This is a genomic window from Pseudomonas sp. BC42 (genome assembly GCF_021560055.1).
Classification (GTDB): Bacteria; Pseudomonadota; Gammaproteobacteria; order Pseudomonadales; family Pseudomonadaceae; genus Aquipseudomonas.
The window spans coordinates 5818749-5831600 of the sequence record NZ_CP091067.1; the positions used below are offsets into that span (position 1 = coordinate 5818749).

Annotated in this window: 10 protein-coding genes; 1 reads left to right on the forward strand and 9 read right to left on the reverse strand. The window is 63.7% G+C overall.

Annotated features, from left to right (window positions below; translation table 11 throughout):
* Positions 1-29: 29 nt before the first annotated feature.
* The 5 genes from L1O02_RS26345 to pmbA form a co-directional block, all read right to left on the reverse strand.
* On the reverse strand, positions 30-641 hold the full coding sequence (locus L1O02_RS26345; protein WP_060837547.1) for a superoxide dismutase: 612 nt from the start codon (positions 639-641) through the stop codon (positions 30-32).
* A 1-nt stretch (position 642) separates the two neighbouring features.
* The gene (locus tag L1O02_RS26350) at positions 643-1092 is read right to left on the reverse strand and encodes a hypothetical protein (RefSeq protein ID WP_060837546.1); all 450 of its coding nucleotides are present in this window, start codon (positions 1090-1092) and stop codon (positions 643-645) included.
* 27 nt (positions 1093-1119) lie between these two features.
* On the reverse strand, positions 1120-2496 hold the full coding sequence (locus L1O02_RS26355) for a class II fumarate hydratase (RefSeq protein WP_060837545.1): 1377 nt from the start codon (positions 2494-2496) through the stop codon (positions 1120-1122).
* Positions 2489-2884 (reverse strand): hypothetical protein, encoded by a 396-nt coding sequence (locus tag L1O02_RS26360; protein ID WP_060837544.1) that lies wholly within the window; start codon positions 2882-2884, stop codon positions 2489-2491. Before L1O02_RS26360 ends, L1O02_RS26355 begins: the two co-directional genes overlap by 8 nt.
* A gap of 239 nt (positions 2885-3123) precedes the next feature.
* Positions 3124-4470, reverse strand: coding sequence for a metalloprotease PmbA (gene pmbA, locus L1O02_RS26365; RefSeq protein ID WP_060837543.1), 1347 nt, complete (start codon positions 4468-4470; stop codon positions 3124-3126).
* Between the two features lie 108 nt (positions 4471-4578).
* Between pmbA and yjgA the strand changes: the two genes are divergently transcribed.
* Complete coding sequence (yjgA, locus tag L1O02_RS26370) at positions 4579-5100, forward strand: ribosome biogenesis factor YjgA (protein WP_016966626.1); 522 nt, start codon at positions 4579-4581, stop codon at positions 5098-5100.
* A gap of 47 nt (positions 5101-5147) precedes the next feature.
* Here the strand turns inward: yjgA and tldD are convergent, their stop codons facing one another.
* From tldD to rng, 4 genes are all read right to left on the reverse strand, one after another.
* Positions 5148-6590 (reverse strand): metalloprotease TldD, encoded by a 1443-nt coding sequence (tldD, locus tag L1O02_RS26375; protein ID WP_060837542.1) that lies wholly within the window; start codon positions 6588-6590, stop codon positions 5148-5150.
* 26 nt (positions 6591-6616) lie between these two features.
* The gene (locus L1O02_RS26380) at positions 6617-7456 is read right to left on the reverse strand and encodes a carbon-nitrogen hydrolase family protein (RefSeq protein WP_060842489.1); all 840 of its coding nucleotides are present in this window, start codon (positions 7454-7456) and stop codon (positions 6617-6619) included.
* Between the two features lie 58 nt (positions 7457-7514).
* Positions 7515-11318 (reverse strand): YhdP family protein, encoded by a 3804-nt coding sequence (locus tag L1O02_RS26385; RefSeq protein WP_235758986.1) that lies wholly within the window; start codon positions 11316-11318, stop codon positions 7515-7517.
* Between the two features lie 75 nt (positions 11319-11393).
* Positions 11394-12851, reverse strand: a complete 1458-nt coding sequence (rng, locus tag L1O02_RS26390; protein WP_060837539.1) for a ribonuclease G — start codon at positions 12849-12851, stop codon at positions 11394-11396.
* Between the last annotated feature and the right edge of the window lies 1 nt (position 12852).

Below are 12852 nucleotides of genomic sequence, written 5' to 3' on the forward strand. Positions count from 1 at the left end.
GCCTTAGATCTTGTTTTCAGGAGAAGGGATCAAGCCATCGCGGCCCGGTAGCGCTGAGCCACTTCCGGCCAGTTGATCACGTTGTAGAACGCGTTGATGTATTCCGGCCGCCGGTTCTGATATCGCAGGTAATAGGCGTGCTCCCACACGTCCAGCCCCAGAATGGGCGTATTGCCGTTCATCAGCGGACTGTCCTGATTGCCGCTGCTTTCCACCACCAGCTTTTTCTCCGGGGTCACGCTGAGCCAGGCCCAGCCGCTGCCGAAACGGGTCAGCGCGGCCTTGGTGAAGGCCTCCTTGAAGCGTTCGAAACCGCCCAGTTGCTGCTCGATGGCCTGCCCCAAGGCACCTTCGGGCTGGCCACCGCCGGCCGGGGTCATGACGGCCCAGAACAGTGAATGATTGGCATGCCCACCACCTTGGTTGATCACTGCGGCCCGGAGCGGCTCAGGCAGTTGCTGGACGCTGGCCACCAGCTTGTCGATCTCCCAACCGGCCCATTCGGTGCCCTCCACTGCGGCATTCAGGTTGTTGATGTAGGTCTGGTGGTGCTTGCTGTAGTGAATCTCCATGGTCTGCGCATCGATGTGCGGCTCCAGGGCGTCGTAGGCGTAAGGCAGTGCAGGCAAGGTAAAGGACATATCAATGAACTCCGAAAAAGGTGCCGCCGGCGCGCGGGCTGTCGGTCGACAGGCCCGTGACGTTGCCGCCCAGCAAGCGATGAGTGCGGGGGTATTCACCGTGCTCGCCGATGAAATTCAGCAGCTCGACGTAAGTCTTGCTGCTCTGGCGCCAGGCCGCTTCGCGCAAGGCCGGGTTCAGGCGACTGTCCTGCATGGTCTGCAGCAGGCGCTGATGGATGGCACAGAGGTATTCCGCGCTCTCCTCCGGCTGGTTCAGGCGTAGATGCAGGTCCGCCAGGTTGTGATGGGAAATCACGCAGGCCGCCACCGCTTCGTCGGCATCCGCCCAGCGCTCGAACAACACCTGAGCCAGCGCCAGCGCCTGCAGGTAGAACTCGCGAGCATCCACCAGTTCGCCCTGCATAAAGAGACGATTGGCCCTTTCGATCGTGCGTTTCCAGTGCTCCATGGTGCGCCTCCAAAACGGTGTCGAGGGTTACAGGCCGCCTGCGGTGAGTTTTTCCGGATCCAGCAGAGTTTCGAGCTGGCTACGCGGCAGATCGGTGAGTTCCAACGCCACATCGATCACCGGCCGTCCCTGCCTGTAGGCGGTCTTGGCAATTTCCGCGGCCTTCTGGTAACCGATGATCGGGTTCAGGGCGGTGACCAGGATCGGGTTGCGCGCCAGCGCTTCCTTGAGCTTGGGCTCATTGACCTTGAAGCTGGCAATGGCCTTGTCCGCCAGCAGCCGGCTGGAGTTGGCCAGCAGCTCGATGCTGCCCAGCAGGTTCTGGGCGATGACCGGCAGCATCACATTGAGCTCGAAGTTGCCCGATTGGCCGGCCACGGTGATGGTGCTGTCGTTGCCAATGACTTGGGCGGCAACCATCGCCACCGCCTCCGGAATCACCGGATTGACCTTGCCCGGCATGATCGACGACCCCGGCTGCAACCCTTGCAGCTCAATCTCGCCCAATCCCGCCAGCGGGCCTGAGTTCATCCAGCGCAGGTCGTTGGCGATCTTCATCAACGACACCGCGGTGGCCTTGAGCTGACCGGATACCGTCACTGCGGTGTCCTGCGAACCGATCAGGGCGAACAGGTTCTTGCCCGGGGTGAACGGCACCTGGGTCAGGTGGCTCAACTGCTGGCAGAAGCGCGCAGCGAACTCGGGGTGGGCGTTGATCCCTGTGCCCACCGCGGTGCCGCCCTGGGCCAGGGCCTGCAGGCTCGGCAGCAGATCCTGCAAGTGAGCGATGTTGGCCTTGAGCTGTTGCGCCCAGCCGTCCAGCACCTGGCTCATGCGCACCGGCATGGCGTCCATCAGGTGAGTACGCCCGGTCTTGATGAAGGGATGCACCTGCACCGCCTTGCGCTCGATGACGTCCACCAGGTGCACCAATGCCGGCAACAAGCGTTCGTGCAGGCTCAGGGCGGCGCTGACGTGAATGGTGGTGGGAATGATGTCGTTGCTGCTCTGACCACAGTTGACGTGGTCGTTGGGATTGACCGGTTCGCCCAACAGGCGGCCGGCCAGGGTCGCCAGCACTTCGTTGGCATTCATGTTGGAACTGGTGCCGGAACCGGTCTGGAAGATGTCCACCGGGAAGTGCTGCATGAAGTCGCCTTCCAGGAGGCCCTGAGCGGCATCGACAATGGCCTTGCCCTGGGATTGGCTCAACTGCCCCAGCTCGACGTTGGCCCGGGCCGCCGCGGCCTTGGCCAGGATCAGAGCCCGGATGAAGGCTGCCGGCATGCGCTGGCCGCTGATGGGAAAGTTATCCACCGCCCGCTGGGTCTGTGCGCCGTACAGCGCCTGCTCCGGGACCTGCAGTTCGCCCATGCTGTCACGTTCGATACGGAAGTTACTCATCGGGAAATCCTTGCACCAGTTCAATCAGGGGAATGGAAGGCAGCAGCGACACCGTCGCCAACCGCCAGGCATGGCTTTGCCAGCGCTTGAGCCGGCACTTGCACAAAGACAACCGCTCCATGTCGCGCAGCGGGCGCCAGGCCTGATCCAGGCACAGGCTGCGCCAGTGCCAGGGCAATGCGGTATCGGTAGCGGTATCGATCAATAAACGGAAGGAGGTTTCAGCGACGCGCCACGCCGACATGGAGGTGCAACACGCCAGATAGCGCCCTTCGGCCAGGTAGTGCTCAATCAGACGCGGCTCATCCGGCTCCAGCGCGCAACGGATCTGGCGACTCATCCAGCGCCAGCTTTCGAGGTAGGGCTGCTCGTGCAAGGCAGAACTCATGACCTGGGCTCATTGATTAATGATTTTCATTATTAAATGATATTGAGAATCAAATCAATCTGACTTGTACGATTTTTGCCCAACTTCTGTAGGAGCCGGCTTGCCGGCGAATAGGCCCTTGAACCTGATAAGGGGCCTCAGCACGCCTTCGCTGGCCAGCCAGCGCCTACGAGAATTGCGCGCATAAAAAAACGCGCCACCCGGGAAAGGTGGCGCGTTTGGCTGACTCAGGAGGAGGATCAGCTGCCGGCGACGGTCATGCGCTCGATCAGCACCGAGCCGGTGCGGATGTTGCTGCGCAGTTCCAGATCGTTACCCACGGCCACGATCTGCTTGAACATGTCGCGCAAATTACCGGCAATGGTCACTTCCTGCACCGCGAACTGGATCTCGCCGTTCTCGACCCAGAAGCCTGCCGCGCCACGGGAGTAGTCGCCAGTGACCATGTTCAGGCCATGGCCCATGAGTTCGGTGACCAGCAGGCCGCGTCCCATGCGCCGCAACAGCGCAGCCTGATCTTCATCGCCATGGGTGACGAACAGGTTGTGCACCCCGCCGGCGTTGGCAGTGCTGGGCATGCCCAGTTTGCGCCCGGAATAGGTGCCGAGCACATAGGACACCAACTCGCCGTCCTTGACGAAGGGCTTGGCATAGGTGGCCAGGCCATCGCCATCGAATGCCGAACTGCCCATGGCGCGCATCAGGTGCGGCCGCTCGTCGATCGTCAGCCACTGGGGAAACAGCTGCTGGCCCAGAGCGCCTTCGAGGAACGAGGATTTGCGGTACAGGTTGCCGCCGGAGATCGCGCCGAGAAAACTGCCGAACAGACCGCCGGCCAGTTCTGCGGAAAACAGCACCGGCACTTCGCAGGTCGGCACCGGACGGGCACCCAGCCGGCTGGCCGCACGCTGGGCCGCGCGCTGGCCGATGCTCGCCGGATCCGCCAGCAACTGGCCCTGGCGATTGACGTCGTACCAGTAGTCGCGCTGCATCTGGCCGTTGGCCTCGGCGATCATCACGCAGCTCAGGCTATGGCGGGTCGAGGCGTAACCGCCGATGAAACCATGGCTGTTGCCATACACCCGGCAACCCTGGTGGGTGCTCAAGGTGGTGCCATCGGCATTCTTAATCCGGCTGTCGGCGGCAAAGGCTGCCGCCTCACAGGCCAGGGCCTGCTCGATGGCTTGCTCGGGCGTGATGTCCCAGGCATGGAACAGATCGAAGTCCTGCAGGTCCTTGGCCATCAGGGACGCATCGGCCAGGCCCGACGCTTCATCTTCCGACGTGTGCTTGGCTATCGCCAGCGCCGCAGCCACGGTTTCACGAATGGCCTCCGGACCGCTGGCAGAAGTGCTGGCCGAGCCTTTGCGCTGGCCCACATAAAGGGTGATGCCAAAGCCCTGGTCGCGGTTGAACTCCACGGTTTCCACTTCCCGCTGGCGCACCGACGTCGACAGCCCCTGCTCCAGGGACACCGCCACTTCGCAGGCACTGGCCCCCTGGCGCTTGGCCTCGGCAACAATCTGCTCGACTTGCTCCTGCAGGGCCGGCAAAGCCTGTGGGCCGACGCTTTGTGCTGCACTCATGCTGTTCTCCACTCAAATTCTGCTTTCGATTAAGGCCGGCGAGCGACCGAGCCGGACAAGCGGCCCTCGACTGGTTATCATGGCGGCGTTTCTTTGCGGACTGCCACCATGGTTGATTCTTACGACGACTCCCTCGATGGGGAGAAAAGCAAATCCCAGGTCAAACGCGAGCTGCATGCTCTGGTTGATCTCGGCGAGCGCCTTACCACCCTCAAGCCCGACCTGCTGAACAAACTGCCTCTGACCGACGCCTTGCGCCGGGCGCTGGCGGATGCGCCCAAGCACGTCGCCCATATCGCCCGCAAACGCCACCTGCAATTCATCGGCAAGCTGATGCGGGACCAGGACACCGACGCGATTCTGCAACTGCTTGACCAACTCGATGCCTCCACCCGGCAGTACAACGAACGCTTCCATAACCTGGAACGTTGGCGTGACCGCCTGATCGGTGGCGGCGATGACGTCCTGGAAAAGTTCGTCAACGAGTACCCGGATGCCGATCGCCAACAGCTGCGTTCCCTGATCCGTCAGGCCCAGCACGAGGTGGCCCATAACAAGGCGCCGGCCTCCAGCCGTAAAATCTTCAAGTACATCCGCGAACTGGACGAGACTCAACGCGGTCTGCGTTGAGTCCTCCACGGGCGAGCTGCCCGGCAGCTCGCCCGACGCCCTCCTTCCTATGCCCCAGTGCCACCCACGGTGATCGCATCGATCTTCAGGGTTGGCTGGCCGACGCCCACCGGCACCGATTGGCCATCCTTGCCACAGGTGCCGACACCGCTGTCCAGGGACAAGTCATTGCCCACCATCGACACCCGGCTCATGGCCTCGGGACCGTTGCCGATCAGGGTCGCGCCCTTGACCGGAGCGGTGATCTTGCCGTCTTCGATCAGGTAGGCCTCGCTGGTGGAGAACACGAACTTGCCGCTGGTGATGTCCACCTGGCCGCCGCCGAGGTTGGCGCAGTAGATGCCCTTCTTCACCGAAGCGATAATTTCCGCCGGGTCGCTCTCGCCCCCCAGCATGTAGGTGTTGGTCATGCGCGGCATCGGCAGGTGGGCATAGGATTCGCGCCGCCCGTTGCCGGTGCGGGCCACGCCCATCAGGCGGGCATTGAGCTTGTCCTGCATGTAGCCCTTGAGCACGCCGTTCTCGATCAGCGTGGTGCATTCGGTCGGGGTGCCTTCGTCGTCCACGCTCAGGGAACCACGGCGCCCGGCCAGGGTGCCGTCGTCGACGATGGTGCAGAGCTTGGAGGCCACGCTTTCGCCCATGCGCCCGCTATACGCCGAACTGCCCTTACGGTTGAAGTCGCCTTCCAGGCCATGGCCCACGGCTTCATGCAGCAGCACCCCGGACCAGCCGGAACCCAGCACCACCGGCAAGGTGCCGGCCGGTGCCGGAATCGCTTCCAGGTTGACCAGGGCCTGGCGCAACGCTTCACGGGCATAGCCCATGGCCCGGTCCTCGCTGAGGAAATACCGATAGTCGGTCCGCCCGCCACCGCCGTGGCCACCGCGCTCGCGGCGACCGTTCTGCTCGACGATGACGCTGACGTTGAAGCGCACCAGCGGCCGCACATCCGCCGCCAGGCCACCGTCGGTGGAGGCCACCAGGATGCGCTCCCAGACCCCAGCCATGCTCACGCTGACCTGCTGGATACGCGGATCCAGGGCCCGGGTCGCGGCGTCAACGCGCTTGAGCAGCTCGACCTTCTCGGCGCGGCTGATGACTTCCAGTGGATTGTCCGGTGCGTACAGCTGAGCCACGTCCTGGGTCGAGAACGCCTGCACCGTGCCGTTCTGCCCGGCCCGGGAAATCGAACGCGCCGCTCGGGCGGCGAGGCCCAAGGCTTCCAGGGTGATGGCGTTGCTGTAGGCAAAGCCGGTCTTCTCACCGGACTGCGCCCGCACCCCGACCCCCTGGTCAAGGTTGAAGCTGCCTTCCTTGACGATCCCGTCTTCCAGGGACCAGGACTCGGAAATCTGTCCCTGGAAATACAGGTCGGCGGCGTCGATGCCCGGGCCGGCCAGATCCCCCAGCACGCCCTGCAGGCTTTCGATGGTCACGCCGCCAGGGGCTAGAAGATGTTCACTGACTGAGGACAACAACCCGCTCATATGCTTTGGCCTTAAATTCGTCGTACTTATGCAAGCCGTTGAACGCCTTGCGAGAAAATGCGCCGGTGACTGAACACCGGCATCCGCGCCCGAATGGACGCCTGCTCACTGCTGTCGCGCTCGGCCAGCAGCACAGCCTCACCTTGATCCTGCTGCGCCAGCACTCGCCCCCAAGGGTCGACGATTGCGGCGTGGCCGTAGGTTTCCCGAGGGCCCGGGTGCACGCCCCCCTGGGCCGCAGCCAGCACATAGCACTGGGTCTCGATGGCCCGGGCCCGGATCAGCACCTCCCAATGCGCGGCACCGGTCACTGCGGTAAAAGCCGAAGGCGCGCTGATCAATTCGGCGCCGGCAGCGCGCAACTCGCTGTACAGCTCGGGAAAACGCAAGTCATAACAGACCGTCAGCCCCAGGCGCCCCACCGGCGTATCCGCCACCACCACGCGGTTTCCATGAGCATAGTCATCGGATTCGCGATAGCGGCCGCGATTGTCGGCCACGTCGACGTCGAACAGGTGCAACTTGTCGTAGCGCGCCACCCACTGCCCCTGGTCATCCACCAGCAACGAACAGGCGTTGGACTTGGCATCGGGCTGATTCTCCGGGGGCAGCGGCAGGGTGCCGGCGACAATCCATAACCTGAGGTCGCGGGCGGCCTGTTTCAACCACGGCAGGATCGGTCCCTCGCCCAGGGCCTCGGCGCGACCGATGGCGGCCATGTCGCGACGCCCCATGGCCGCGAAGTTTTCCGGCAGCACCGCCAGCTTGGCGCCACCGGCGGCAGCGCGTTCGAGCAGGCTGCGGGCCTGCTGCAGATTGGCCAGAACATCGCTCTGGCTGACCATTTGAATCACCGCAAGAGACATGGCGTACTCCGTGTTGGGTAGGCCGCCATGCTACTCCATAGGCACGAATCGAGGATTCTCAAAACGGCTTGTCGAAGGTGATTTTCGGCTCTTTCCACGGGCCCTTGACGTTGTACTTGACGCTGGCGAAGCGCGCCACGCGGTCACCGATCAGCTTGTCGATCAGGAACAGCGCCCCACCCACCGCCGGAGCACCGACAATCAGCGCGGCGATCGGCAGGTTGTTGGTCACCGGCAAGGTCACCAGCAACTTGGCGTCCACCTGATCGGCCACCATGTCCAGGGTGCCATTGAGCTCCAGATTGCTCGACGGCCCGGTCAGGGTGATCGGTTCTCGGGTGACATAGACGCCGTTGCTCGCCACCAGCACGCCACGCACCCGGTCGTAGCTCAGGCCCTTGCCGAACAGATCGGAGAAGTCCAGGCGCAGCCGCCGGCCGATGGAGTTGAAGTTCAGCAGACCGAATACCCGCAGCGCCTGGGCGCCGCCCTCGACTTCAACGAACTGGCCCTTGCGCAAGGTGGCGTCCAGGCTGCCGGAGTAGCGCTTGAGGCCGACCCAGGCCGGCGAGCCCGGCCAGCGACCGTCAACATCCAGATGAAAGTCTTCGCTGGTTACCGTGGGCGCAAAGCCCCAGCCCTTGAGCACGTCGGCCAGGTTCTTGCCGCCAATGCGCCCGCGGTACCAGCTGTTGCTGGCACCGGCCTGGCCTTCCCAACCACCCTCGCCTTGCAGCTGCATGCCCTTGAGCCCCAGGTCCAGGCTGTTGAAGCTCATGCCCTTGGCGGTAGGACGCACCTTGAGCGCCCAGCGGCCGATCAGGTCCGGGCCCTGGAACAGTTGCTCGATGGCGATATCCAGCGGCGGCACATTCTTGGGGTCCACCGAAGCCAGCGGATCGGGCGCATTCTCGTCGGCCTGGGCCGCCGGGTCTGCGGCCGGCAAGCGCACGTATTGCATATTGATCGCCATCGGCGCCGCCTTGGCATCGGGGATGCCGACAGTGCCCTTGGCCTGCTGACTGTCAATCTGCAACGTCCAGGCGGCGGGCTGCCGGGTCAGCTGCAGGTTGACCTGATCCAGGCGGGTGCCAAAGGCGCTGAGCGTCCCGACCTTGAAGTCAGCACTGCTGAGCAACTGCTTGGCGCTGCCTCCCGGGTCCTTCCCGGCATAGCGGTCCACCAGGTTCTTCCAGGGCTCGACGTCCAGCTCGGACAAGATTCCGCGCACCCGCAGCCCTTTGCTGGTGGGCAGCAAGGCCGCGCCGTCGCCGAGAAACAGTTCGCCACGGCCCTCGCCGAGCTTGCCGCTGGGGGCGGCGAACGTGAAGTCGGCCAGCTCGCCGTAATCGAACCAGTAGCGGCGCTCGGCCCCTTGCAGGGTCATGCGGAACACACTGTTGCGGCCGGTGCTGGCGCTCATGCCGAACGGTGCCGGCAGGTCCACCGCCACCCCCTTGAGACTGGAGCTGACCATCAACTGACTGTCGGCGCCATCGAGGTTCAGTTGCAACTGATAGGGCAACTCGCCAGAGACCGGCAGCGGCTGGTTGACCTGCAACCAATCGGTGAGTTTCTTGATTGCCACCTGCCCCTTGGCCACCACCCGCGTATTGGGCTTGCCGGGCTTGCCATCGGCGAAAATCTGCGCGCTCACCGGCCGGTCGAAGGCCTGGGCACTGATGCCCTCGCCACTGAGCCCCTTGCTGCTGTCAAAGCGGAAGTCGCCCTTGAGCTGACTCAGCTCCAGTGCCGGCTCACTGAGCTTGAGGCGCGCCTTGTCGGTCTTGAAATCCACCACGATCTTCGGCTCTTCGCCCTTGACCAGCGGGATGTCCAGATCCAGCTTGCCTTGCAGGTCACCCTCGCCCTGCCAGCCGGCAAAGGTCGAGGCGGTGCCGATCGGCGCCTCCTGCAGGATCTTCACCCCATCGCCCAGGCCGCCGGCAAAACTGCCGTCGATCAACATGTGGCTGCTGTGCCCGCTGGCCACATGGGGAATGTTGACGAAGACATCCCGCACCTTGGTGTCCAACAACTGACCCTTGCTGGCGACGATGCGCACGCCGCTGTCTTCGACGAACACATCGCCACTGATCTTGCTCAGGTGCGGCCAGCCCGGCTGGAAGGCCAATTCAGCGTCATGCACCTTGAAGAACAGGCTGATGCTACGAGCCGCTTCGATGGCGTCATGGTTCAGCGAGCCCTGGTACTGGAAGAAGCCCTCATCCACCGCGCCCTTGAGAATCGCCGTGCGTAGCCATTCATCCAGCGCCGGGCTGAGTACCTGGGGCAGGTACTTGGCGGTGTAACGACCATCGCCCTCCACCAGGCCGACCCGCAGGTCCATGTAGTCTTCCTGGCTGTGGTCCAAGTGCAGCCGGATCAGGAAATCGCCGGCAATCTTGCCCTCCTCCCCCAGCACCTTGAGATACGGAGCGATCAGGGTGAAACCTTGCTTGTCCAGTTTCCAGGTCAGGGTGGCGTTGGCCTGGATGTACTGCCAGGGCTTGGCGAAGATCGGGTACAGGTGCAGGGAGAAATCCTTGCTGTCCATGCGCAGCTCGCCCTGCCCCAGGTCGCCGCTGATGCTGCCGCTGACATTGCGGGCCGCCGGAGCGCCGTGATAGGCGTCGAAGCCGACCCGATCAAGGTTGGCGGCGAAGCTCAGGCGCTGGTCGCCGGTGTTCTGCGGGCGATAGTCGAGCAGCACATTGCGCAGCCCGCCGGTGACCTTCAAGCGCTCGACAGTGGTGGCCAGGCCTTCCGGCAGGGGTGCCAGGGCATTGAGGATCGGCGTGAGCGGTGTCAGGTCCAGGCGATCGGCCTGCAGATGCCAGAGTTCTTCTTGATTGTCGCCGGCCAGGGTTTGCTGCAGTTGCAGGCGCGACTCCCAACGGGTCTCGCCAAGGCTCAGCGCCAGGGAGTCCAGTTGCACCTGCATGCCCTGATCGCTGCGCTGGAAGAAGGCGTTCAACGCCAGGTTCTTCAGGGTGACCGGCGTGCGCTCGGCATAGGCGCCAGTGAGCTGGGGCGCATTCAGGCGCAGCGCCGCGCTCTGCACGCTGCCCTTGGCCCAGTTCAGCCACAGCTCACCGCCGGCCTTGAGTTCGGAGAGTTTCCATTGCTGAGTGACACGCGCCGGCAGCCAGCGTGACCAGTCGCTTTGCGGCAGGCTCAGGTACAGCTCGGCCTGGGCGTCGCGCCAAGCCTGCGCCTGGATCCGCGTGCGCAGATTGACGGCCAGGGGCTGCCCGTCCGGCAGGGTCAGACGCAGGTCAAGACGCTGACGGCTGGGACCGGTGCGCAGGTTGAGGCCGACATAGGTCAGGGCCAGCGGCGCATGATCCTGCGGCAGCAAGGTGACCTGGCTGTCCAGCAGGGACAGCTCGGCGACCTGCTGCAAGCGGGTCAGCAGTTGCTCCGGGTCCATGGGCTGGTCCTGCTGCATCGGCAGACCCTGCAATTGCCACTGGCCGTCCGCGCCCTCCTTGAGGCTCAGGCTCAGGCCACTGAGTTCCAGGCGCCCTATGCGCAGGTCCCGGGCCAGGAGGCTGCCGAGCATGTCCGGGGCTACGCTGACCTGATCCAGGCGCAGGGCATTGGCCCCGTCGCCCACCGTCACATCGTGGGCCAGCAGGATCGGTGACAAGCCGCTCCAGCGGCCCTCCAGACTGCCGATCTGCACCGGCAAGCCCACAGCCTGCTGCACCTTGGCTTCGACCTCGGCCTGGTACTCGGCCACCAACGGAGTCAGCTCCCGCCCCAGACTGACGTACAGGGCAATCACCACCAACAGCAACGCGCACAGGCCCAGGCCCCAGCGAGTCAGCGTGGCGAACAGACGGATCAGCCGCTCCATTTCAGTTGGCTCCCACGGCAAAAGTCATGCAGAAAGCTGAAGCCAGCCATTTCCACTGAGGTAAGACACGGGGACTCAGAGCAGCACCACGTCGTATTGTTCCTGGGAATACATGGTTTCGACCTGGAACCTGATGGTCCGGCCGATAAAACCTTCCAACTCCGCAACGTTGCCCGACTCTTCGTCCAGCAGACGATCCACCACTTTCTGATTGGCCAGCACTCGGTACCCTTCTGCCTGATAAGCCCGGGCCTCGCGGAGAATTTCGCGGAATATTTCGTAACAGATGGTTTCCGGGGTCTTCAGCTTGCCCCGCCCCTGACAACTGCTGCAGGGCTCGCAGAGCACCTGCTCCAGGCTTTCCCGGGTGCGTTTGCGGGTCATCTGCACCAGCCCCAGCTCGGTGATGCCGATGATGTTGGTCTTGGCGTGATCGCGCTCCAGCTGCTTCTCCAGGGTCCGCAGCACCTGGCGCTGGTGTTCTTCGTCTTCCATGTCGATGAAGTCGATGATGATGATCCCGCCCAGGTTGCGCAGGCGCAGTTGCCGGGCAATGGCGGTGGCGGCTTCGAGGTTGGTCTTGAAGATGGTTTCCTCAAGATTGCGATGACCGACGAAGGCGCCGGTGTTGACGTCGATGGTGGTCATGGCTTCTGCCGGATCCACCACCAGATAGCCACCGGACTTGAGCGGCACCTTGCGTTCAAGCGCCCTTTGCACTTCATCCTCGACCCCGTACAGGTCAAAGATCGGCCGCTCGCCGGGATAGTGTTCCAGGCGGTCGGCAATTTCCGGCATCAGTTCAGCCACGAATTGCGTGGTCTTCTGGAAGGTTTCCCGGGAGTCGATGCGGATCTTCTCGATCTTCGGGTTCACCAGGTCGCGCAGGGTGCGCAAGGCCAGGCCCAGGTCTTCATAGATCACATTGGGTGCGCCGATGGTCTTGATCTGCGCACCGATCTGATCCCACAGCCGGCGCAGGTAGCGGATGTCCATGAGGATCTCGTCGGCCCCGGCCCCCTCGGCGGCGGTGCGCAGAATGAAACCACCCGCTTCCTTGATGCCTTCCTGGGCCACGCAATCGCTGACCACCTGTTTCAGGCGCTCGCGCTCGGCCTCGTCCTCGATCTTCAGCGAGATGCCGACATGGGCGGTGCGAGGCATGTACACCAGATAGCGCGAGGGAATCGACAACTGGGTGGTCAGGCGCGCGCCCTTGGTGCCGATGGGGTCCTTAGTGACCTGCACCACCAGGCTCTGCCCTTCATGGACCAGGGCGCTGATGCTCTCCACCGCCGTGCCTTCGCGGGTGGAGATTTCCGAGGCATGGATAAATGCCGCGCGATCCAGGCCGATGTCGACAAAGGCCGCCTGCATGCCGGGCAGAACCCGTACCACCTTGCCTTTGTAAATGTTGCCGACGATGCCACGGCGCTGGGTGCGCTCGACGTGAACCTCTTGCAGCACTCCGTTTTCGACCACCGCCACCCGCGATTCCATCGGCGTGATGTTGATCAGAATCTCTTCACTCATG